General features: G+C 63.5%; 21 protein-coding genes and 1 tRNA gene. 19 read left to right on the forward strand and 3 right to left on the reverse strand.

The genetic code is table 11. The features are described 5' to 3' along the window. The first annotated feature begins 191 nt into the window (after nucleotides 1-191). The 10 genes from KMZ29_RS13040 (at nucleotide 192) to KMZ29_RS13085 (ending at nucleotide 10,726) form a co-directional block, all read left to right on the forward strand. Nucleotides 192-818 (forward strand): glutathione S-transferase family protein, encoded by a 627-nt coding sequence (locus KMZ29_RS13040; RefSeq protein WP_215624009.1) that lies wholly within the window; start codon nucleotides 192-194, stop codon nucleotides 816-818. Between the two features lie 172 nt (nucleotides 819-990). Beyond that, the gene (locus KMZ29_RS13045; protein ID WP_215621526.1) at nucleotides 991-2,031 is read left to right on the forward strand and encodes an IS110 family RNA-guided transposase; all 1,041 of its coding nucleotides are present in this window, start codon (nucleotides 991-993) and stop codon (nucleotides 2,029-2,031) included. A 495-nt stretch (nucleotides 2,032-2,526) separates the two neighbouring features. Then, nucleotides 2,527-3,837, forward strand: coding sequence for a serine hydroxymethyltransferase (glyA, locus tag KMZ29_RS13050; protein WP_249779908.1), 1,311 nt, complete (start codon nucleotides 2,527-2,529; stop codon nucleotides 3,835-3,837). A gap of 12 nt (nucleotides 3,838-3,849) precedes the next feature. After that, nucleotides 3,850-4,332, forward strand: coding sequence for a transcriptional regulator NrdR (nrdR, locus tag KMZ29_RS13055; protein WP_215606404.1), 483 nt, complete (start codon nucleotides 3,850-3,852; stop codon nucleotides 4,330-4,332). Next, nucleotides 4,329-5,483, forward strand: a complete 1,155-nt coding sequence (ribD, locus tag KMZ29_RS13060; protein ID WP_215624010.1) for a bifunctional diaminohydroxyphosphoribosylaminopyrimidine deaminase/5-amino-6-(5-phosphoribosylamino)uracil reductase RibD — start codon at nucleotides 4,329-4,331, stop codon at nucleotides 5,481-5,483. The genes nrdR and ribD overlap by 4 nt, the downstream gene beginning before the upstream one ends. Beyond that, the gene (locus KMZ29_RS13065; protein WP_215624011.1) at nucleotides 5,483-6,091 is read left to right on the forward strand and encodes a riboflavin synthase; all 609 of its coding nucleotides are present in this window, start codon (nucleotides 5,483-5,485) and stop codon (nucleotides 6,089-6,091) included. Before ribD ends, KMZ29_RS13065 begins: the two co-directional genes overlap by 1 nt. A 172-nt stretch (nucleotides 6,092-6,263) precedes the next feature. Then, a complete protein-coding gene (gene ribH, locus KMZ29_RS13070; RefSeq protein WP_215624012.1) occupies nucleotides 6,264-6,755 on the forward strand; it encodes a 6,7-dimethyl-8-ribityllumazine synthase in 492 nt (163 codons plus the stop codon). A gap of 2 nt (nucleotides 6,756-6,757) precedes the next feature. Next, complete coding sequence (nusB, locus tag KMZ29_RS13075; protein WP_215624013.1) at nucleotides 6,758-7,246, forward strand: transcription antitermination factor NusB; 489 nt, start codon at nucleotides 6,758-6,760, stop codon at nucleotides 7,244-7,246. 153 nt (nucleotides 7,247-7,399) lie between these two features. Next, entirely contained in the window at nucleotides 7,400-8,401 is a 1,002-nt protein-coding gene (thiL, locus tag KMZ29_RS13080; protein ID WP_215624014.1) for a thiamine-phosphate kinase, read from the forward strand. A gap of 204 nt (nucleotides 8,402-8,605) precedes the next feature. Further along, nucleotides 8,606-10,726: a sodium-translocating pyrophosphatase gene (locus tag KMZ29_RS13085; protein WP_215624015.1), complete on the forward strand. Its 2,121-nt coding sequence runs from the start codon at nucleotides 8,606-8,608 to the stop codon at nucleotides 10,724-10,726. Nucleotides 10,727-10,881: 155 nt separating this feature from the next. On the opposite strand, the gene KMZ29_RS13090 is transcribed toward KMZ29_RS13085, so the two are convergent. Next, nucleotides 10,882-11,883: a Bug family tripartite tricarboxylate transporter substrate binding protein gene (locus KMZ29_RS13090; protein ID WP_215624016.1), complete on the reverse strand. Its 1,002-nt coding sequence runs from the start codon at nucleotides 11,881-11,883 to the stop codon at nucleotides 10,882-10,884. Nucleotides 11,884-12,033: 150 nt separating this feature from the next. Further along, the gene (locus KMZ29_RS13095) at nucleotides 12,034-12,519 is read right to left on the reverse strand and encodes an outer membrane protein assembly factor BamE (protein WP_215624017.1); all 486 of its coding nucleotides are present in this window, start codon (nucleotides 12,517-12,519) and stop codon (nucleotides 12,034-12,036) included. Between the two features lie 122 nt (nucleotides 12,520-12,641). Between KMZ29_RS13095 and KMZ29_RS13100 the strand changes: the two genes are divergently transcribed. From KMZ29_RS13100 to KMZ29_RS13140, 9 genes are all read left to right on the forward strand, one after another. Further along, nucleotides 12,642-13,193 (forward strand): ubiquinol-cytochrome C chaperone family protein, encoded by a 552-nt coding sequence (locus tag KMZ29_RS13100; protein ID WP_215624018.1) that lies wholly within the window; start codon nucleotides 12,642-12,644, stop codon nucleotides 13,191-13,193. A gap of 14 nt (nucleotides 13,194-13,207) precedes the next feature. Then, nucleotides 13,208-13,780 (forward strand): YceD family protein, encoded by a 573-nt coding sequence (locus tag KMZ29_RS13105; protein ID WP_215624019.1) that lies wholly within the window; start codon nucleotides 13,208-13,210, stop codon nucleotides 13,778-13,780. Between the two features lie 323 nt (nucleotides 13,781-14,103). Beyond that, nucleotides 14,104-15,159, forward strand: coding sequence for a phosphate acyltransferase PlsX (plsX, locus tag KMZ29_RS13110; RefSeq protein WP_215624020.1), 1,056 nt, complete (start codon nucleotides 14,104-14,106; stop codon nucleotides 15,157-15,159). Further along, entirely contained in the window at nucleotides 15,156-16,133 is a 978-nt protein-coding gene (locus KMZ29_RS13115; protein ID WP_215624021.1) for a beta-ketoacyl-ACP synthase III, read from the forward strand. The genes plsX and KMZ29_RS13115 overlap by 4 nt, the downstream gene beginning before the upstream one ends. A 130-nt stretch (nucleotides 16,134-16,263) precedes the next feature. Continuing rightward, on the forward strand, nucleotides 16,264-16,596 hold the full coding sequence (locus KMZ29_RS13120; protein ID WP_215606417.1) for an integration host factor subunit alpha: 333 nt from the start codon (nucleotides 16,264-16,266) through the stop codon (nucleotides 16,594-16,596). A gap of 35 nt (nucleotides 16,597-16,631) precedes the next feature. Then, complete coding sequence (locus KMZ29_RS13125) at nucleotides 16,632-17,192, forward strand: MerR family transcriptional regulator (RefSeq protein ID WP_215624022.1); 561 nt, start codon at nucleotides 16,632-16,634, stop codon at nucleotides 17,190-17,192. A gap of 425 nt (nucleotides 17,193-17,617) precedes the next feature. Beyond that, nucleotides 17,618-17,695 (forward strand) — tRNA-Pro (locus KMZ29_RS13130). 243 nt (nucleotides 17,696-17,938) lie between these two features. Then, entirely contained in the window at nucleotides 17,939-19,258 is a 1,320-nt protein-coding gene (locus KMZ29_RS13135) for an HD domain-containing protein (RefSeq protein WP_215624023.1), read from the forward strand. Then, complete coding sequence (locus KMZ29_RS13140; protein WP_215624024.1) at nucleotides 19,255-19,797, forward strand: hypothetical protein; 543 nt, start codon at nucleotides 19,255-19,257, stop codon at nucleotides 19,795-19,797. The genes KMZ29_RS13135 and KMZ29_RS13140 overlap by 4 nt, the downstream gene beginning before the upstream one ends. A 3-nt stretch (nucleotides 19,798-19,800) precedes the next feature. On the opposite strand, the gene KMZ29_RS13145 is transcribed toward KMZ29_RS13140, so the two are convergent. Next, on the reverse strand, nucleotides 19,801-21,630 hold the full coding sequence (locus tag KMZ29_RS13145) for a carbamoyltransferase family protein (RefSeq protein WP_215624025.1): 1,830 nt from the start codon (nucleotides 21,628-21,630) through the stop codon (nucleotides 19,801-19,803). Nucleotides 21,631-21,638 lie beyond the last annotated feature (8 nt).

A 21,638-nucleotide genomic window follows, 5' to 3' on the forward strand; every position in this document is an offset into this window, starting at 1 on the left:
AGTGAGATGTATTCCATCGTTGGGGCAGCGCACCGGCCCTCCAAATCGTCTAAATCAATGGCCCTGACCTGCGGCGAGCCCGATGACAGGGCGTCAAGCCGGGCGATGACAGCGGGATTTGCGGCGCGACTGCCCTTTATCAAAGACCTCTGATACACCTCTGCCTTCAAGCAAGAGCCAGAGGAAACCCCATGCTCACCCTGCAGCATCTCAACGACTCCCGCTCGCAGCGGATCCTGTGGCTGCTGGAGGAACTGGGCACGCCCTATGAGATGAAGCGCTATCAGCGCGACGCCGTCACGCGGCTGGCGCCGCCGGAACTGGCAAAAGTGCATCCGCTCGGCAAGTCGCCCGTCATCACCGATGGCGGCATCACCATCGCGGAGTCGGGCGCGATCGTCGATTACATCATCCGCAAATACGGCAAGGGGACGATGATGCCGGCGTCCGGCAGCGCCGAGTACGAAGCCTATAACGAGTGGCTGCATTATTCGGAAGGCTCGGCGATGCTGCCGTTGATGATGAACCTCTATGTCTCGCGGCTGAAGGAGGCCGGCGCGCCGTTGCATCCGCGCATCGACAGCGAAATGGCAAACCATCTCGGCTATGTCGATGGCGCGCTGAAAGGCAGGGAATTCTTTGTCGGGACGTCGCTGACCGGCGCCGATATCCAGATGAGCTTTGTCGCCGAGATGGCGAAAGTGTTCGACAAGCTCGGGCCCTATCCGAACCTCAGCGCCTGGCTGACGCGGATGCACGCGCGGCCGGCGTTCCAGCGCTCGGTCGAGAAGGGTGGGGCGTACCGGTTCGCGAAGTAATCCCGTCGTTCCGGCGAACGCCGGAACCCATACGCCGTGCCATCGGGAAGGGGCACGGTGGCAGACGGCTTTGTCTCCAGCGGGCTTTCGTGGTTGATGGGGTGGACGGCCCCCTACGGCATCAGTTGTGCCAGAATGAGGTTGTTGCAAATCTCAGACAAAGGAGCCGTCCGTGGAACAGATTATCCGAATTGGCATGGATACGTCGAAGCATATTTTCCAGCTGCATGGGGTTGATGCGACCGAACGGCCGGTGTTGCGCAGGCGGCTCGGCCGGGCGCAAATGGTGGCATTTTTTACCAAGCAGCCGCCGACCGTGATCGGGATCGAGGCCTGCGGTGCGGCGCATTATTGGGCGCGCGAGCTTGGCAAGCTCGGCCACGAGGTGAAGCTGATCGCGCCGCAACACGTGAAGCCTTACGTCAGGCGGAACAAGAACGACGGGCGAGATGCCGAGGGGCTGTGTGAAGCGATGGGCCGACCGACGATGCGGTTTGTGCCAGTGAAGACGGCCGAGCAGCAGGCAGCTTTGATGCTGGCAGGTCTCCGCGAGCAGATGGTCGCCCGTCGCACCCAGCTCAGCAATATGATCCGGGGCTATGCGGCAGAGTTCGGCCTTGCGGTGGCCAAGGGCCTCGACAAGATCGAACCGCTTTTAGCTGGCATCGCGCAAGATGACAGCGTGCCGGCGCTGGCGCGCGAGTCGTTTGCGGTCCAGGGCCGCGAGTACGCGCAGTTGCAGGGAGAGTTGAAGGCAATCGAAGCCAGGCTGAGGGCCTGGCACCGCGGCAATGCCGATAGCCGGCGCTTGGCGAAGATTCCAGGAGTCGGGCCGATCGGCGCCACGGCGCTGGTGATGAAGACGCCTGATCCGCGTGCCTTCTCCTCGGGCCGGCATTTTGCGGCCTGGCTCGGACTGACCCCGAAAGACCACTCCACTGCCGGCAAAACCCGGCTCGGCAAGATCACCCGTGCCGGCGATGAGAGGTTGCGCAGCGTGCTGGTGGCAGGAGCGACCGCCGTGATTCAGCAGGCGAAGTACGGCCGTGGCCATCCATCGCCCTGGCTGATCGCTTTGCTCAAGCGCAAGCCGCCAAAACTCGCGGCGGTGGCGCTCGCCAACAAGATTGCCCGCATCGCCTGGAAACTGATGGTTACGGGGGATAATTACGACGGCGCGCGGATGTCTGAGGCATCGGCGTCAGCCGCCTAAGAGATCAGCCGGTAAGTTCGTCTTATCGGCTGAGCCGGAGCTGCAAGAGGAGCAGATGGTAGGATCGATCGATCCGAGGTGCGAGACAATCCGTGGGACCCATTGGCCCAAGACAGGTCGTGTGGTTGTTTGGAACTCGCGTCGCGGAAGCCATCTTGGCCAGCGGTCCAAGCGACCGCACCAACAGGCCGGACATATGGATGCAAGCGATCCGATCAGACCTCAAAAAACTCTTGTGGCACGGGGGCCGTCCACATATGGGCCCCGGCTCAAGGCCGGGGCGACGCCAGGGAGGGGTTGGGGCCGGCATTTACGGGACGAGGCCCGGCTGGAATCCGCCCGATCCCCACCATATCTTGCATAAATATCAGCCATGTACCGCAAGTGCTTGGCCGCCGCGGCCCGATATGGTATCCCGCCAGCGCCGCTTTCGATCGCCACACGTGACCGGCCGCACCTCGCCTAACAGGTTGCGGCGGTGGAGATATTTCGCCGATGAGCCCTTCGTCTTCCAGCTCCAAGACCGCTTCCGCGCCCGACTCGTTCTTTACCGCCACCCTGGAGCAGGCCGATCCCGAAATCGCCGCCGCGATCAAGGGCGAACTCGGCCGCCAGCGCCATGAGATCGAGCTGATCGCGTCCGAGAACATCGTCAGCCGCGCGGTGCTGGAAGCCCAAGGCTCGGTGATGACCAACAAATACGCCGAAGGCTATCCGGGCAATCGCTATTACGGCGGCTGCGAATGGGTCGACGTCGCCGAGACGCTGGCGATCGAGCGCGCCAAGAAGCTGTTCGGCGCGCAGTTCGCCAATGTGCAGCCGAATTCCGGCAGCCAGATGAACCAGGCGGTGTTCCTGGCGCTGCTGCAGCCCGGCGATACCTTCATGGGCCTCGACCTTGCGGCCGGCGGCCATCTCACCCATGGCTCGCCCGTCAACATGTCCGGCAAGTGGTTCAAGGCCTCGCACTACACGGTGCGGCGCGAGGACCAGATCATCGACATGGACGCGGTCGCCAGGCAGGCCGAGCAGGTCAAGCCGAAGCTGATCATCGCCGGCGGCTCCGCCTATTCGCGCGCCTGGGACTTCAAGCGCTTCCGCGAGATCGCCGACAGTATCGGCGCCTATTTGATGGTCGACATGGCGCATTTCGCCGGCCTCGTCGCCGGTGGCGCGCATGCTTCGCCGGTGCCGCATGCGCATGTCACGACCACGACCACGCACAAATCGCTGCGCGGCCCGCGCGGCGGGTTGATCCTGTGGAACGACGAGGCGCTGACCAAGAAGTTCAATTCGGCGATCTTCCCGGGCATGCAGGGCGGCCCGCTGATGCATGTGATCGCGGCGAAAGCGGTAGCGTTCGCTGAAGCTTTGCGCCCGGACTTCAAGATCTACGCGAAGAACGTGGTCGAAAACGCCAAGGCGCTGGCTGAGGCGATGCGCGCCCAGGGGTTCGATATCGTCTCTGGCGGCACCGACAACCATCTGATGCTGGTCGACCTCCGGCCGAAGGGCCTCAAGGGCAATGTCTCGGAGAAGGCATTGGTGCGCGCCGCCATCACCTGCAACAAGAACGGCATTCCGTTCGACCCCGAGACCCCGTTCGTCACGTCGGGTCTTCGCCTCGGGACGCCGGCCGCGACCACGCGCGGCTTCGGCGTCGCCGAGTTCAAGCAGGTCGCCATCATGATTGCCGAGGTGCTCAACGCGCTGGCGCAGTCGCCGGACGGCAAGGCGCCGATGGTGGAAGCCGCGATCAAGGAACGGGTCAGGGCACTCACCGACCGCTTCCCGATCTATCAGTAAGGTCTCTTCCGGATGCGATGCCCCAGCTGCAACAGTCTCGATACGCAGGTGAAGGACTCGCGTCCGACCGAGGATTCCGCCGTGATCCGACGGCGGCGGGTCTGCGTCGCCTGCAATTTCCGCTTTACCACCTTCGAGCGGGTGCAGCTGCGCGAACTCACGGTCATCAAGCGCAACGGCCGCCGGGTGCCGTTCGACCGCGACAAGCTGGTGCGCTCGCTGCAGATATCCTTGCGCAAGCGCCCGGTCGATCCTGAAAGGGTCGAGAAAATGGTTTCGGCGATCGTGCGCGAACTCGAAAGCGGCGGCGAGGCGGAGATTTCGTCGGAGGCGATCGGCGAGATCGTGATGGAGCATCTGCGCCAGCTCGACGACGTCGCCTATGTCCGCTTCGCCTCGGTCTATCGCAATTTCCGCGAAGCCAAGGATTTTGAAACCGTGCTCGGCGAGCTCTCCGGCGACGATGAAGCGCGGCTCGCCCCGTTGCGCAAATGATCTTCCGTATTCTGGAAGACCAGTACGCCCAGAAAGCCCGGGAATCCAAGGCCGCCGATCAGCGCTTCATGGCGCTGGCGCTGTTGCTGGGCCGGCGCGGGCAGGGCCGGGTCTGGCCCAACCCGGCCGTCGGCGCGGTAGTGGTCAAGGACGGGATCATCGTCGGCCGCGGCTGGACCCAGGCAGGCGGCCGTCCCCATGCCGAGCCGGAGGCGCTCAAGCGCGCCGGCGAGGCCGCCCGCGGCGCTACGCTCTATGTGACGCTGGAGCCGTGCTCGCATTTCGGCAAGTCGCCGCCCTGCGCCGACGCGGTAATCGCAGCCGGCATCGCGCGGGTGGTGTCGGCGATCGAGGACCCCAATCCCGAAGTGGCTGGCCAAGGTCACGCCAAACTGCGCGCCGCCGGGATCACCGTCGATGTCGGGCCGGGGACGGCGGAAGCCGCATGCGATCATGCCGGGCACTTCCGGCGCGTCCGCGACAAGCGCCCGCATGTGATCCTGAAGCTCGCGGTATCGCCGGACGACAAGATTGCCGCTGCCGGCCACAAGCCCGTCGCCGTCACGGGCGAGGCCGCCAAAGCGCGGGTGCACCTGCTGCGCGCGCAATGCGACGCCATCCTGGTCGGGATCGGCACCGTGCGGGCGGACGATCCGCTTCTGACCTGCCGCCTGCCGGGCATGGAGGCGCGTTCCCCGGTGCGGGTAGTGCTGGACCGGAGCTTACGGATCTCCGGCACCAGCAAACTGGTTCATTCCGCGCGCGAAACGCCGTTGTGGGTGATGACGTCGAGCCTCGCCGAAGCGCCCGCCGCCATGAAGCTCGGTGCCGCCGGTGCGCAGGTGATGCGGGTGCCCACCACGACTGCGCCGCCTCCGGGCCTCGATCTCGCCGCCGTGCTGCATGCGCTGGCCGAAAAGGGCATCACGCGGCTGCTGGTGGAGGGTGGCGCGAAGGTGGCGTCATCCTTTGTCGCAGCCAACCTCGTCGACGAAGTCTGGCTGCTGCGCGGCGCCCATCCGGTCGGCGCCGACGGCGTCCCCGCGCTGGACGCATTGCCGCTCTCGGCCATCACGCAGTCGCCCGTGTTCAAACTCCGTGCTAGCGAAACGCTGCAGAACGACACTCTCACCATTTACGAGCGCGCTTAATGTTTACCGGCATAGTCACCGACATCGGCGAAATCGTCAGCCTGACGCCGACCGCGCAGGGGCAGTTGCATCGCCTGCGCATCGCCTGCCGCTACGACCAGTCAACTATCGCCGACGGCGCCTCGATCGCCTGCAACGGCGTTTGCCTGACGGTCGTCGGCTCCGGCGTGGAACAGGGCAAGACCTGGTTCGAAGTCGACACCGCCGCCGAAACGCTGCGCATGACCACCGCGAAGCACTGGGTGGCGGGAACCAGACTCAACCTGGAGCGCGCCCTGAAGATCGGCGACGAACTCGGCGGCCATATCGTCGCCGGCCATGCCGATGGCGTCGCCACCATCGTCAAACGCGACGACCTGACCGACATGGCGCGGTTCGAGCTCTCCACCGTGCGCGAACTGGCGCGCTTCATCGCCGTAAAGGGCTCGGTGACGCTGGATGGCGTATCGCTGACGGTGAATACCGTCGATGACGTGGTGTTTTCGGTGCTGATCATTCCGCACACGCTCGCTGTGACGACGCTGCAAGGCTGGCGCGCCGGCAGCGACGTCAATCTCGAGGTGGACCTGATGGCGCGCTACGCCGCGCGGCTGTCGGAAATGAAGTAGACGCGGCCCTTGGCTTTGCCGGTGACCGCGCCTAAAACGCCCACCAACCCCTCATGGTGAGGAGGCGCTTGCACCGTCTCGAACCATGAGGCCCGGAAATATCCCATCCTTCGAAACGCGGCCAAGCGGCCGCTCTTCAGGATGAGGGCACCGATCGAAACGGAAGGATTCAATGGCAGACGCGCGGCGCGCACCCCTGAAAGACCAGACCGACATCTCCGGCGCACGCGCGCTGATCGTCGAGGCGCGTTTCTATGACGACATCCAGGACGCGCTGCTGGAAGGCGCGGTCGCCGAGTTGAAAGCCGCCGGGGTCGGCCACGACGTCATTACGGTGCCCGGCGCGCTGGAAGTTCCGGCCGCGATCGCAATCGCGCTCGATGCCGCCGAGAACAACGGCAAGCCCTATGATGCGGCGATTGCGCTCGGCTGCGTGGTGCGCGGCGACACCATTCATTTCGAAATCGTCTCGATCGAATCCTCGCGGGCGCTGATGGATCTTGCGGTGGCGAGAAAGTTCCCGCTCGGCAACGGCATCATCACCGTCAACACCGACGCGCAGGCCTGGGCGCGGGCGCGCGCCAGCGAACTCAACAAGGGCGGCGACGCCGCGCGCGCGGCATTGGCGATGCTGCGGATCAAGCGCCGTCTGGCCAGGGCCTGATCATGGCGGACAGCAAGAACAAGAGCCCGGACAAGAAGGCCAACCGGCGCAGCGCGGCTCGGCTCGCCGCCGTGCAGGCGCTCTACCAGATGGATATCGGCGGCGCCGGGATCAACGACATCTTCGCCGAGTTCGAGAGCCACTGGCTCGGCAGCGAGGTCGAGGGCGACACCTATCTGCCGGCAGAAGCCGCATTTTTCAAAGACGTCGTCGCCGGCGTGGTGCGCGATCAGTCAAAACTCGATCCGCTGATCGACGAGGCGCTGTCGAAGGGCTGGCCGCTGAAGCGGATCGACGCCATTTTGCGCGCGGTGTTGCGCGCCGGCGCCTACGAACTCGAGCATCGCAAGGACGTGCCCGGCCGCGTCGTGGTGTCGGAATATGTCGATGTCGCGCATGCCTTCGTCGAGGCCGAGGAGACCGGCATGGTGAATGCGGTGCTCGACCAGATCGCCCGTCAGTTTCGCGCCGACGAGTTCGCGCGGGGGTAGCTGAATGGGCGCCAGCCGCACGTTCCGCTGTCATCATCCGCGAAAGCGGATGATCCAGTACGCCGCGGCGGTCGTAGTTGATCACTGGCGCCGCGGCGTACTGGATCGCCCGGTCAAGCCGGGCGACGACGGTCGTGGTTTGGAGCGCGCACTATGACCGATCCCAAACAGTCTCGATCCGGCGAGGACGCACTGATCGCGCGCTATTTTCAACCTCTCGCGACCGATCCCGGCGCCTTCAATCTTGTCGATGACGCCGCGATCCTGAAGCCATCGGCCGACGACCTCGTGCTGAAGACGGACGCCATCGTCGAGGGCGTGCATTTTTTCCCCGATGACCCACCGGACACAGTCGCGCGCAAGGCGCTGCGGGTGAACCTGTCCGATCTCGCCTCCAAGGGCGCAATTCCAGCCGGCTTCCTGCTGACGTTGGCCCTGCGCAGCGCGGACGATGCCTGGCTGGCGCCGTTTGCGCGCGGGCTTGGCGAGGATGCGGCCCGGTACGGCTGTCCGTTGCTGGGCGGCGATACGGTTTCCACACCCGGTCCCAAGATGATCTCGATCGCGGCGTTCGGGCGGGTGCCTGCAGGCAAAATGGTCCATCGCAGCGGCGCCAAACCCGGCGACCACATCGTGGTGACCGGCACGATCGGCGACGCCGCGCTCGGCCTCGATATCCTGAAAGACGGCGCGGTCGCCAAGGCGCTCGCCGGTGACGCCGGGGCGAGGGAGATGCTGGTCGGCCGCTACCGCGTGCCGCAGCCGCGCAACGCCCTGGCGCAGGCGGTTCGCGACCATGCCTCTGCGGCGATGGACGTGTCCGACGGCCTGGCGGGAGATCTCGCCAAGCTGTGCGGGGCGTCCGCAGTGTCCGCCACGATCGATGCGCCAAGCATTCCGCTGTCGGCACCCGCTGCAGCCTTGCTGGCACGTGGCACGATCGGCATCGGCACCATCGTTGCCGGCGGCGACGATTACGAGATTTTGTGCGCAATCCCGGAGAATCGCATTGAGGCATTCGTGGCGGCTGCGGGGCAGGCCGGGGTGGCCGTGGCCTCGATCGGCACGGTCATCGCCGGGCCGTCAGCCCCGAAATTCCTGGACGCGCAGGGCAGGGAGATCGCGCTAAAGCACCTGTCCTACAGCCATTTCTAGAATTCCGGGAAAAAGCGCCGGCCGGGACGCAAATACCTGCCGAAATCGACCGTTTATGCCCTTCGCAGCGTTGCGCAGCGGATGCGATTTTGGCATGGTCCCGCCGATTTAAGGCCGCCCTTTTGGGCAGGGCAGGCCTTCTTTTTATGCGTCCGCCGCTTCCGCGGTGAGGCGTGGGGTTGACCAAAATCTGAGGCAAATTCAATGACAGCATTATGGGCGATCGTGCTCTGCGGGGCGCTTTCCATTCTCTACGCCATCTGGGCGACGGCGTCGGTTCTGAAATCGGATGCCGGCAATCCGCGAATGCAGGAAATCGCGGCCGCGGTGCGCGAAGGCGCGCAGGCCTATCTGAAGCGCCAGTACATGACGATCGGCATGGTCGGCATCGTGATCTTCGCGCTCTTGGCCTACTTCCTCGGCATGCTGGTCGCGGTCGGCTTCCTGGTCGGCGCGGTGCTGTCGGGTGCGGCCGGCTTCATCGGCATGAACGTCTCGGTTCGCGCCAACGTGCGCACCGCGCAGGCCGCGACGATCTCGCTGGCCGGCGGACTTGAACTCGCCTTCAAGGCCGGCGCGATCACCGGCCTTCTGGTCGCCGGCCTGGCGCTGCTCGGTGTCACCATCTATTTCGCCTATCTCACGCAGATGCTGGGGCTCACCGCCAACAGCCGCACCGTGGTCGACGCGCTGGTCGCGCTCGGCTTCGGCGCTTCCCTGATCTCGATCTTCGCGCGTCTCGGCGGCGGCATCTTCACCAAGGGCGCCGACGTCGGCGGCGATCTCGTCGGCAAGGTCGAAGCCGGCATTCCCGAAGACGATCCGCGCAATCCTGCCACCATTGCCGACAACGTCGGCGACAACGTCGGCGATTGCGCCGGCATGGCTGCCGACCTGTTCGAGACCTATGCGGTGACCGCGGTCGCCACCATGGTGCTGGCCGCGATCTTCTTCGCGACCTCGCCGCTCCTGGTGAACATGATGACCCTGCCGCTCGCGATCGGCGGCGTCTGCATCATCACCTCGATCGCCGGCACCTTCTTCGTCAAGCTCGGCGCCAGCCAGTCCATCATGGGCGCGCTGTACAAGGGCCTGATCGCCACCGGCGTGCTCTCTCTGGTCGGTGTCGCCGCCGTAATCTACTGGTTGATCGGTTTCGGTCCGCTGGCGGGCGTGAAGTACACCGGCATGGCGCTGTTCCAGTGCGGCGTCGTCGGCCTCGCCGTCACCGGCCTGATCATCTGGATCACCGAATACTACACCGGCACAGACTATCGCCCGGTGAAGTCGATCGCGGCCTCGTCGGTGACCGGTCACGGCACCAACGTGATCCAGGGCCTCGCGATCTCGATGGAATCCACCGCGCTGCCTGCGATGGTCATCATCGCCGGCATCCTCGTCACCTATAGCCTTGCCGGCCTGTTCGGCATCGCGATTGCCACCACCACGATGCTGGCGCTGGCCGGCATGATCGTGGCGCTCGACGCCTTCGGTCCGGTCACGGACAACGCCGGCGGCATTGCCGAAATGGCCGGTCTGCCGAAGGAAGTCCGCAAGGCCACCGACGCGCTCGACGCCGTCGGCAACACCACCAAGGCAGTCACCAAGGGCTACGCGATCGGCTCGGCCGGTCTCGGCGCGCTGGTGCTGTTCGCGGCCTACAATGAAGACCTCAAATTCTTCATCGCCAACGCCGCCAAGTATCCGTACTTCCAGGGCGTGCTGCCCGACTTCTCGCTGAACAACCCCTACGTCGTGGTTGGCCTGTTGTTCGGCGGCCTGCTGCCGTATCTGTTCGGCGCGATGGGCATGACCGCGGTCGGCCGTGCGGCCGGCGCGATCGTCGAGGAAGTGCGGCGTCAGTTCCGCGAAAAGCCCGGCATCATGCAGGGCACCGACAAGCCGGACTACGGCAAGGCGGTGGACCTCCTGACCAAGGCCGCGATCAAGGAAATGATCATCCCGTCGCTGCTGCCGGTGCTGTCGCCGATCTTCGTCTACTTCGCGATCTACGCTATCGCCGGGGGCGGCGCGGCCGGCAAGTCGGCGGCGTTCTCTGCCGTCGGCGCGATGCTGCTCGGCGTCATCGTCACGGGCCTGTTCGTCGCGATCTCGATGACCTCGGGCGGCGGCGCCTGGGACAACGCCAAGAAGTACATCGAGGACGGCCACTACGGCGGCAAGGGCTCCGACGCCCACAAGGCCGCGGTGACCGGCGACACCGTCGGCGATCCCTACAAGGATACGGCTGGCCCGGCGGTGAACCCGATGATCAAGATCACCAATATCGTGGCGCTGTTGCTGCTGGCGATCCTGGCGCACTGAGCGTTCGACACGGCTGAAAAAGAAACCCCGCGGTGCGAGCCGCGGGGTTTTTGTTTAGCGCCAAATTTGGTCCCTCATGGTGAGGAGCCGCGCTTCTTGCGCGGCGTCTCGAACCATCCGAAGTCTGCGAATGAGGTTGTCCGGGGAGGTGTCTCTCACTTCACCTCCATCTGCAGTCCTTCTTTCTGGATGATGCTGGCGAACTTCGCGGTCTCCGCCTGGATGAAATCGGTATACTGCTGCGGGGTGCCGTAATCGGTGCGTGCGCCGATCTTGGCGATGTTGGTCTTGATGTCCTCGCGCTCCAGGAACACCTTGATCTCCCTGTTGAGGGCGTCGACGACGGGGGCCGGCGCGCTCTTCGGCAGGAAGATGCCGAACCAGGACGAGACGTCGAATTTGGCCAGTTCCGGCCCGGCTTCGCGCACGGTGGGAATGTTCGGCGCCAGCGCGCTCCGCTCCGGCGTGGTCACCGCCAGCGCGTTGAGCTTGCCTTCCTGAACCTGCGGCAGCGTCGGATAGAGATTGTCCGACAGGATCTGGATATCGCCGCCAAGGGCGGCCTGCAGCGCCGGGCCGGCGCCGCGGAACGGCACGTGCACCACCTTCAAGCCCGTGAGCTGCAGCAGCCAGGCCATGGTGAGGTGAGGGCTCTGCCCGACGCCCGACGAGCCGTAGGTGAGCTTGTCCGGATTGGCCTTGATGTAGGCGATCATGTCGGGGATCGACTTGATCGGAACCGACGGGTGCGCCGAGATGATGTTGGGAATCCGGATCAGGTTGGAGACCGGCTGCAACTGGTCCGGCTTGTAGGTCATATTCTTGAAGATGCTGTAGGCGATGGCATTGGGGCCGGGATTACCGACCAGAATGACGTGTCCGTCGCCCTTGCTGCGCACGACTTCCGAAGTGCCGATGGTGCCGCCGCCGCCGGATCGGTTCTCCACGATCGCGGACTGGCCCCACGCCGCCTGCAGGTGCGCCGCCAGCAATCGCCCCATCACGTCGGTGGTGCCCCCCGGTGCGGCCGGCACGATCAGGCGGACCGTCTCGGTTGGCCGCCAGTCGGCACCCAGGCTCGTGCGCGGCAGGATGGCCGCGGTGGACAGCGCTGCGGCTCCGGTCAAAACGTGGCGGCGAGAAATCAGTCTGGTCACATGTCACTCCCTGCTTGGATCGTTGTTTGCAGGGAACCGTGTAGGGAATGGGCGTGGGGCGGACAAGCGACGGCGCGGCGCAGCTGGGCCCGGAGCCATGCGTTCTGATTGGTCAGGGCCGCACGGCTCAGGCTTGTTGTTCGAGGCGCGCTAGTTGAAGCTGAGCAGCTTGAACAGCGGCGTCAGGTAGCTGAGTTCCTGGCCTGAAGTGGGCGTGGTGCGGCTGACGAAGTCGAAGATCTTGCCGTCCTGCAGCCCGTAATTGGCAAGCCGCCGCACCTGGCGATTCTTGTCGAAATAGACTGCAATCACGCGCTGGTCGACTACCTGCTGGTTCATGAACGCGACCTTGCGTTCGGAACGCTGCGAAATGTAGTAGAATACCTCGCCGTTCAGCGTTGCGACCGTGGAGGGTGTGCCCATCACGATCAGCACCTGGTCCTGGCTCGCGCCGATCGGAATCTGCTCGAGCGCGCCCGGCGGCAGGATATAGCCCTTCTGGAACTGCTCGCCGGTGCAGGCACCGAGCACGGCGCACACCAGGCCGACGGCTGCAATGGCGCGCAGGCGGCTCCAGCGCGCGGCGAGGCCGCGCGGTGAGGTCACGCGGGAGGCTGTCTGGCTCAATTCGGTCATTCCGGAACTGGTCCCGTCCCCTTGCATCGCGCGAGGCGTTGACGTACCGGGCAGCACGCCGGATTGCAACAAGCGCGGGCTCCCACTACGGAAACCATGGGGGCTCGCCTGCGGAACCCACAATGCTTTGGCCGTTCAATCACTTCAGGAAACCCCGGATGCCCTCGCGCGGCACCATTGAGGTCATCTATGGCATGATCGTGACGCAAGCGCGAGAACCCTTGTTTTATCGGGACTTGGCCGTCCCGGACACGGTTAATGGCCGTTTCGATCTCTTGCTGCTGCATTTGTGGATGGTATTGCGGCGGATGCGGCCGATGCAGGGTGGGGCGGACCTGTCGCAGGCGCTATTCGATCGCTTCTGCGACGATATGGATGCCAATTTGCGCGAAATGGGGGTCGGCGACCTCACCGTCCCGAAGCGGATGCAGGCCTTCGGGGAGGCCTTTTACGGCCGGTCGGCGGCCTACGACCTCGCTTTGACCGCCGGCCGGGAGCCGCTGACGCAGGCGCTGTGCAAGAATATCCTGAACGGCGAACACCTCGACGAGGCCCGGCAGCTTGCGGTCTATGCCGAGGCGGCCATTGCCGCGCTCGAACGGCTGGACGAGGCGGCCGTGCTGGGCGGATCGTGGAAATTCCCTTCGCCAACTCCCGCGGGCGCCGAGCCATGAACAGAATGACCGACATGACAGACAGAGCCGATCCCTGGCGCGTTCCCGTCGCCGTGGCGCAGATCCCGGAGACCGGATTGCATCGCGACATCGAAGCCGACAAGGCCATCCGCGAGGCCATCGCCGAGGTGGGCGGCTTGCGCGGAGTTCTCTTCGCAAGCGCTTCGCTCGATGTGGTCCCGAAAAGCGGCGGCCGTTTTCAGGTCACCGGGCGCGTTCGGGCGCGGGTCGGGCAGACCTGTGTGGTGACGCTCGATCCGATCGAGAACGACATCGACGAAGCGATCGATCTGATCTTCGCGCCGCCGGAGCAAATTCCGCAATTGTCTGATCTGGTCGATGACGCCGCCGAGAGCGACGAGGAAATCCCGGACCCGCCGGAGCCGATCGAGAACGGCGTGATCGATCTCGGCCGGCTCGCCACCGACGCGCTGTTCCTCGCGGTCGATCCCTATCCGCGCAAGCCGGACGCGGTGTTCGAGCCGCCGGTGGTGCCCGACAATCCCGAGGATCATCCGTTTGCCGCGCTGAAGGCGCTCAAGATCGACAAAAAACCGCCCGGAGCGAAGAAGCCCAGGAAGGGCTGAGGCGGGACCAGACCGGCGCTAAAGCGCGGCTGAATCGGCCCCGGACTCGCATTCCGGTGGAAATGGATACCGCATCGATGTAAGAGTATTCTATAAGAGGCTGAGTTATATGGAGTTATCGATGTTGACCGATTCTGCTCGAATTGGGCTTGGAACCCAAAAGGCAGCGGTCAAGAGGTTGTGTCAGGCAGGGGACACGGTATTGTCCCGGCCCGGCCGGGGCGCAGCGTAGCGCTTCGCCGATCGCCGCCATTCATGGCGATTTCCTGTCCGGGGCCGAGTGCTTCAGGACCGCAGCAGAAGATCAGGTTTCCGGGACGTTCATGCCGAAAAAGGTTCGAATCGCGCTTGACGCCATGGGTGGCGACGTCGGCGCATCGGTTGTCGTCCCCGGCGCCGCTATTGCGTTGACCCGACATCCCGACAGCGAATTTCTGCTGTTCGGCGACAGCAAGCTGATCGAGGCCGAACTCGCCAGGCATCCGGCGCTGAAGGCGGCTTCGCGCGTCATTCATACCGACGTCGCCGTCAGCATGCATGACAAACCAAGCCAGGCGCTGCGCCGTGGCCGCAAGACCTCGTCAATGTGGCTGGCGATCGACGCCGTCAAGAAAGGCGACGCCGACGTCGCGGTGTCCGCCGGCAACACCGGCGCGCTGATGGCGATGGGACGGTTCTGTCTGCGCATGCTGCCCGGAATCGAGCGTCCGGCCATTGCCGCGATCTGGCCGACCGCGCGCGGCGACTCGGTGATCCTCGATGTCGGCGCCACCATCGGCGGCGACGCCCAGCACCTGAAGACGCTGGCGCTGATGGGCGGCGCCATGGCCAGCGTGTTGTTCGACCTCGAGCGCCCCACGGTGGGCCTCCTTAACATTGGCGTTGAGGAAATGAAGGGGCGCGAGGAAATCCGGGAGGCCGCCGAGTTGCTGCGCAATCTGGATCTGCCGCAGCTGAACTTCATCGGTTTCGTCGAGGGCGGCGGCATCGGCAAGGGCGCCGCCGACGTCATCGTCACCGAGGGTTTCAGCGGCAATATCTCCATCAAGGTCGCCGAGGGCACGGCGCGGCAGATGACCGAATTCCTCCGCGCCGCGATGGCGCGAACCTGGCGCTCCAAGATCGGCTATTTGTTCGCCCGAAATGCCTTCAGGGCGCTGAAGGACAAGCTCGATCCCAACAAGTCAAATGGCGGAGTTTTCCTGGGCCTCAACGGCATCGTGGTCAAAAGCCACGGCGACGCGACCCCCGACGGCTTTGCTTACGCCATCGATGTTGGCTATGACATGGCCAGCTACGATCTCCTCAACAAGATCAATCAAATGCTACATCGTGACGGCAGCGCGCTTGCGCAGACCGCGCAGGAGGCTGTCTCGTGACTGCATTACGTTCGGTCGTGCTCGGCTGCGGTTCCTATTTGCCGCAGCGGATCCTGACCAATGCCGAACTGGCTGCGCGGATCGATACCTCGGACGAGTGGATCGTGCAGCGCACCGGCATCCGGCAGCGCCACATCGCCGCCGAAGGCGAGTTCACCTCGCACCTTGCGGTCCACGCCGCGCGTGCGGCGCTGGCCAATGCCGGGATTGACGCCCAGTCGATCGATCTGATCGTGCTGGCGACCTCGACGCCGGACAACACCTTTCCCGCCACCGCGGTCGCCGTACAGAACGAGCTCGGCATCCACCATGGCGCGGCGTTCGACCTGCAGGCGGTCTGCTCGGGGTTCATCTTCGCGCTGGCGACCGCCGACAATTTCCTGCGCTGTGGCGCCTACAGGCGCGCGCTGGTGATCGGCGCCGAGACGTTTTCGCGGATTCTCGACTGGAGCGACCGCGGCACCTGCGTGCTGTTCGGCGACGGCGCCGGCGCCGTGGTGCTGGAAGCGCAGCCGCAGCCGGGCACATCCCTGGACCGCGGCCTGTTGACCACGCATCTGCGTTCCGACGGCCGGCACAAGTCGAAACTCTACGTCGATGGCGGTCCGGGCTCGACCCGCACGGTGGGCCATCTCCGGATGGAAGGCCGCGAAGTGTTCAAGCATGCGGTCGGCATGATCACCGACGTCATCGTGGATGCGTTCAAGGCCACCGGCACCTCGGCCGCCGATATCGACTGGTTCGTGCCGCACCAGGCCAACAAGCGAATCATCGACGCTTCGGCGCACAAGCTGCATATTGCGCCCGAGAAAGTGGTGCTGACGGTCGATCTGCACGGCAACACCTCGGCGGCGTCGATCCCGCTGGCGCTGGCGGTCGCGGTCCGGGACGGACGCGTCAGGAAGGGCGATCTGGTGCTGCTGGAGGCCATGGGCGGCGGCTTCACCTGGGGCTCGGCGCTGCTGCGCTGGTAAGCGCCGCCTTAAGAAATCCGCGCATATTGTTGTTCTCTTTCATGCTTCTGCATGATGAGCACTGTTGACCGTTGTGTGTTAACCTTGTAATTTCAACGACATATTGTTCGCCGAGAGTGCGGGGCAGGCGATGACCGGAACCGGAAAAACAGTCACACGTGTGGATCTGTGCGAGGCCGTCTACCAGAAGGTGGGCTTGTCGCGCACGGAGTCGTCGGCCTTTGTCGAACTGGTCCTAAAAGAGATCACCGACTGCCTGGAGAAGGGCGAGACGGTAAAACTGTCATCGTTCGGCTCGTTCATGGTGCGCAAGAAAGGCCAGCGTATCGGCCGCAATCCGAAGACCGGCACCGAGGTGCCGATTTCTCCGCGTCGCGTGATGGTGTTCAAGCCGTCGGCCATTCTGAAGCAGCGGATCAACGGCCAGCACACCGGCAACGGCGACGGCAACAAGGCCGAGTAGTCCTTTTATCGGACCACCCAACAGGGAGCGGGCATTTGGACAAGGCGCCGGATGCGTTCCGAACCATCAGCGAGGTCGCCGACGACCTCGACATTCCCCAGCACGTGCTGAGGTTCTGGGAGACGCGGTTCACCCAGATCAAGCCGATGAAGCGCAGCGGCGGCCGGCGCTATTATCGCCCCGACGACGTCGACCTGCTGCGCGGCATCCGCCGGCTGCTGTACGGCGAGGGCTACACCATCCGCGGCGTGCAGCGGATCCTCAAGGAGCACGGTATCGGCTCGGTGCAGCGCCTGGCCGACGCCAATAACGCGGCCTCGTTCGGCGCGATCGAGGAGGCGGTCGGACGCAGCCTCTCGGAAGGGGACGAGCAAGCCACGCCCGGCGTCGACCTCGATGACGATGACTACGAGAACGCCGACGGCATCGATTTCCGCCTGCTCGACACCGACGAGGACGGCATCGCCGCGCTGGACGCCGGCCCCATCCCCGGCGTCGCCGGCCCGCGCCCGCTCGACGTCGCCCGCCTGCAGAACGTGCTGGCCGACCTGATCGCCTGCCGGGAACTGCTGGATTCCGCGCTGAAGGACGGCTAGCCGGCCCTTCTGGGCGCTCATGGTTCGAGATGCGCGGCGTTGCCGCGCTCCTCACCATGAGGGTCGAGGACCTCATCCTGAGGAGCCCCGCGAAGCGGGGCGTCTCGAAGGATGCGGCCCCGCACTTGCGGCGGATCGGTTCGCCGTAAGCGCAAGGCGCCAACGATCTCGTGCCCCGGACGCGGCGCAGCGCCTGCACAGGGCCATTACAAAAAATCGCGAAAACAACCCCATGCAAAGTAAGATGTCTGGACGCGCCCGGGCACGAGAAGAAGAATGGCCCGTCGTCGCGCCCCACCTGATCCCATCCCGCGCCAGCCGGCACGATCCAGGGGAACCGGGTTTCGTGGCGCCCGTCCGCGGGCCCCGATCGCGCCTTGCTAGCTCCTTGCGCGCGGGCCTGATCGAAGCTAATGGAACGGCATCGGAGCGTGGCGCAGCCCGGTTAGCGCACTAGTCTGGGAGACTAGGGGTCGGAGGTTCAAATCCTCTCGCTCCGACCAATACTTAGCCGGGAATCGCACATATTCAACATCAGCACAGGGTAGCGCTCTCGTTCGCCTGTCTCGCTTACTGATGGTTTTGAGTTGCGGGCTCGGGCCAGATTAGGCTTCGCCTTGTTTGGGTTGTTTTGTTCCCATTATGTTCTATGCTTAGCTGTCCGGAAATAGCTGTGATCTGTCGACGGGCCCGATACTTTCGGCCGCCATAGATTGCTATGAAAAAGCTGCAGGGAAGCGAAAGCGTTGAAGCATAACCACGAATTTCGGGATGCGGTTCATGTGTTCGTCACACTGGATAGTGATGAACGATGCGTTGTTGACGCTCGCCCGTTTCAAAGGCTGAGACAGATACATCAACGCGCCGCGTCATATTTGGTGTTCCCCGGCGCCACGCATCGAAGATTCGAACACTCCCTTGGTGTGATGCACTTGGCTGGCGTGGTGTTCGACGTCGTCATGCACCCCTCAAATGTTCATTATCTAATTCGACCGGAGATGCCTGGCGATCATCAGTTGGGCTACTGGCGAAGGGTCGTTCGACTTGCGGCCTTGTGCCACGACATCGGTCATCTACCTTTCTCGCATGCAGCAGAACATGACCTCTTGCCGAAAGGCTGGAATCACGAACGCCTCACCTTCGATCTAATCAATTCGCAGGAGATGCGGCAGATCTTTCAAAATTCGGTGCCGCCCATAAACCCCGACCATGTCGCAAAGATCGCGATCGGTCCGAAAAAGCTGTCCGAGTTTGCGCCGGACATCGCATTTTCGGTTTGGGAGACTCTGCTATCCGAAATCATTGTTGGGGATGCGTTCGGTGTCGATCGGATCGATTATCTGCTCCGAGATGCTTATCACGCAGGGGTGGTCTACGGACGCTTCGATCATCATCGGCTACTCCAAACGCTCCGGATTCTCCCTAGGAGCGACCAAGAATCGGACTCCTCCGAACCTTGGCTTGGAATCGAAGCCGGTGGCTTGGAGGCAGCCGAAGCGATGTCTCTCGCACGATACTTCATGTACAAGCAGGTTTACTTCCACCACGTCAGAAGAGCCTACGATATTCATCTCAAAGACTTCCTGAAGGATTGGCTTAAAGGCTACTTTCCGACAAACAGCGAAGACCATCTGCGATATACGGACAATGAAGTGATGGCAGCTTTGCTAGGAGCCGCGCGCGATTCTAGCTTGGCAGGGCACGTCCACGCTAAGCGATTCGTCGAAAGGCAACATTTTAAAAGGCTTTACGAACGTAGCCCAACAGATCAAAAGATTAACCGATCTGCTGTTGACCTAATCTTTGATTCGCTCGTTGCGGAGTTTGGTGCCGACAGCATCCGCAGAGACAGTTACCCTCCGCGCGCTGCTGCTTTGGATTTCCCGGTGCTGCGTGCCGACAACAGTATCGAGTCTTCTCTTAACCTCTCCGAAACGCTTCAGAAGATACCATCTGCCACATTTGATTTGATTCTGTGTGATCGCACGATTCTCGCGAACGCCACTAGTTTTCTGAAGTCGAATCGGGAAAAGATCATCACTCCAGTTGAGGAAGTCGCGTCATGAGCGCCCCCAATCAAACATCAATAGTCCTTTATGTGATGAACGCGCTGAAGACCAATGGGAGCTGGTGCGGAGAAACACACGTTCAAAAGACGCTCTTCTTGTGCCAACAATTGTTCGGCGTGCCTTCAAATTTCAAATTCATTCTTTACAAGCACGGCCCATATTCTTTTGAGCTTTCGGAGCACCTACAGGGTTTGATAGCTGACGAGTTCGTTTACGTCCGCTCAAGGCCGCCCTATGGCCCCTCGTTGGAACTGTCTGAGGATGCGATTGCTCTTACTCGTTCGGTCGTCAGAGACGGCAGTTTCGCACGCAAGCTTGACTTCATCGCGTCGAAGTTGGGACGTAAGGGCGTGGGCGAATTGGAAAGAATTGCAACTGCAGTTTATGTTAACGAAAAGCACGGGGTAGCTCTACCTCTCGAACAGCGCGCAGCAATATTGACCTCTTTAAAGCCGCATGTCCCGTCTGATGCCGCACGAAGCGCTTTTCTAGAAGCTGATCAGATTGAAAAGGAGTCGCAACGTCACGCGGCCTAATTCTCAATCCGCCTCGAACCCCACACTGTAATCCACCTTCAGCCCCGGATCCTGCTCTTCCTTCTGCAGCACGCAGTTGCCGACCACGAGCAGATCGAGTTCGTTGCCCATGAAGCAGCGGAAGGCGTCTTCGGGCGTGCAGACGATCGGCTCGCCGCGGACGTTGAAGGAGGTGTTGACCAGCACCGGGCAGCCGGTCCTGGCCTTGAAGGCGCTCAGCAACCGGTGGAACAGCGGATTGGTGTCGCGGTGCACGGTCTGGATCCGCGCGGAATAATCGACATGCGTCACGGCAGGGATTTCCGAACGCGAGACATTGAGCTTGTCGATGCCGAACAGCGCCTGTTCCTCCGGCGTCATCCGGCGATGTTTTTCCCGTCTGACGTCGGCGACGACAAGCATGTAGGGGCTGTCGGATCTAAGATCGAACCAGTCCGAGACGTCCTCGCGCAGCACCGCCGGCGCGAAAGGCCGAAAACTCTCGCGGTACTTCACCTTCAGATTGAGGGTCTTCTGCATCGCGGGCGAGCGCGCATCGCCGAGGATCGAACGCGCGCCGAGCGAGCGCGGCCCGAATTCCATCCGGCCCTGAAACCAGCCGACGGCCTGTTGCGCGGCCAGCGCCTGCGCGGTGGCCTCCAGCATCGCGGCTTCATCGAGCACCGCGAATTTGGCGCCCGCGGCCGTCAACCTCCGCTCGATCTCGGCCTGCGAGAAGTGCGGGCCGAGATAGGAGCCGGCCATGCCGTCGGCGCCGTTGGTCTGGCGCGGCTGGCCCTTGAAGATGTGATGGGCCGCGAGCGCCGACCCGACCGCGCCGCCGGCGTCGCCCGCCGCGGGCTGGATCCAGATATTTTCAAAATGGCCGTCGCGCAGCACCTTGCCGTTGGCGACGCAATTCAGCGCCACGCCGCCGGCAAGGCACAGGTTTTTCGAACCGGTCTGTTTGGCGAGGCTGCGCGTCAGCCGCAGCACCGCCTCGTCCAGCACCGCCTGGATCGAGGCCGCGACATCCATGTGGAACGGCGTCAGCAACTGGTCCGGGCTGCGCACCGGCTGACCGAACAGCCTCGCAAAGCGGTCGTTGGTCATGGTGAAGCCGGTGCAATAGTCGAAATACGACATGTCGAGCCGGAACGAGCCGTCCGGCTTGAGGTCGATCAGATGGTCGAGAATGAGTTGTGCGTATTTCGGCTCGCCATAGGGCGCGAGCCCCATCACCTTGTATTCGCCGGAGTTGACCTTGAAGCCGGTGTAATAGGTGGCGGCCGAATAGAGCAGGCCGAGCGAATGCGGAAAGTGGATCTCCTGGAAGATTTCGAGGCGGCTGCCGTTGCCCATCGCCGCCGAGGTGGTCGCCCATTCGCCGACGCCGTCCATGGTCAGCACCGCCGCGCTCTCGAACGGCGAGGGGAAGAAGGCCGACGCTGCATGGCTCAAGTGATGCTCGCAGAACAGCAGCCGGCCGGTGTCGAAATCCGGTGAAAACTGCTTCAGCTCGTCGCGCAACAAGCTCTTCTGGAACAGCTTTTCCTTCAGCCACAGCGGGATCGACATCTTGAACGAGCGAAACCCACGCGGCGCCAGCGCGATATAGGTCTCCAGCAGCCGCTCGAATTTGAGGAACGGCTTGTCGTAGAACACGACGTGGTCGAGGCCGTCGGCCGCGATGCCGGCTTCTTCCAGACAATAGGCGATGGCGTTGTGCGGAAACGACGGGTCGTGCTTGCGGCGGGTGAAACGTTCCTCCTGGGCCGCGGCGACGATGCGGCCGTCCTCGATCAGCGCCGCCGCGCTGTCGTGATAGAAAGCGGAAATGCCGAGAATGCGCATCGCGTCGG

This window comes from Bradyrhizobium sediminis (assembly GCF_018736085.1).
In the GTDB taxonomy this organism is placed as follows: Bacteria; Pseudomonadota; Alphaproteobacteria; order Rhizobiales; family Xanthobacteraceae; genus Bradyrhizobium; species Bradyrhizobium sediminis.

Bases quoted from the DNA above. Each gene is read 5' to 3' on its own strand.
- KMZ29_RS13105 (WP_215624019.1), top strand. From the start codon at position 13,208: ATGACAGACAGAGCCGATCCCTGGCGCGTTCCCGTCGCCGTGGCGCAG.
- KMZ29_RS13140 (WP_215624024.1), top strand. From the start codon at position 19,255: ATGAGCGCCCCCAATCAAACATCAATAGTCCTTTATGTGATGAACGCG.
- nrdR (WP_215606404.1), top strand. From the start codon at position 3,850: ATGCGATGCCCCAGCTGCAACAGTCTCGATACGCAGGTGAAGGACTCG.
- nusB (WP_215624013.1), top strand. From the start codon at position 6,758: ATGGCGGACAGCAAGAACAAGAGCCCGGACAAGAAGGCCAACCGGCGC.
- glyA (WP_249779908.1), top strand. From the start codon at position 2,527: ATGAGCCCTTCGTCTTCCAGCTCCAAGACCGCTTCCGCGCCCGACTCG.
- KMZ29_RS13120 (WP_215606417.1), top strand. From the start codon at position 16,264: ATGACCGGAACCGGAAAAACAGTCACACGTGTGGATCTGTGCGAGGCC.
- KMZ29_RS13095 (WP_215624017.1), bottom strand. From the start codon at position 12,519: ATGACCGAATTGAGCCAGACAGCCTCCCGCGTGACCTCACCGCGCGGC.
- ribD (WP_215624010.1), top strand. From the start codon at position 4,329: ATGATCTTCCGTATTCTGGAAGACCAGTACGCCCAGAAAGCCCGGGAA.
- ribH (WP_215624012.1), top strand. From the start codon at position 6,264: ATGGCAGACGCGCGGCGCGCACCCCTGAAAGACCAGACCGACATCTCC.
- KMZ29_RS13065 (WP_215624011.1), top strand. From the start codon at position 5,483: ATGTTTACCGGCATAGTCACCGACATCGGCGAAATCGTCAGCCTGACG.
- KMZ29_RS13145 (WP_215624025.1), bottom strand. From the start codon at position 21,630: ATGCGCATTCTCGGCATTTCCGCTTTCTATCACGACAGCGCGGCGGCG.
- KMZ29_RS13040 (WP_215624009.1), top strand. From the start codon at position 192: ATGCTCACCCTGCAGCATCTCAACGACTCCCGCTCGCAGCGGATCCTG.
- thiL (WP_215624014.1), top strand. From the start codon at position 7,400: ATGACCGATCCCAAACAGTCTCGATCCGGCGAGGACGCACTGATCGCG.
- KMZ29_RS13100 (WP_215624018.1), top strand. From the start codon at position 12,642: ATGCTTTGGCCGTTCAATCACTTCAGGAAACCCCGGATGCCCTCGCGC.
- plsX (WP_215624020.1), top strand. From the start codon at position 14,104: ATGCCGAAAAAGGTTCGAATCGCGCTTGACGCCATGGGTGGCGACGTC.
- KMZ29_RS13085 (WP_215624015.1), top strand. From the start codon at position 8,606: ATGACAGCATTATGGGCGATCGTGCTCTGCGGGGCGCTTTCCATTCTC.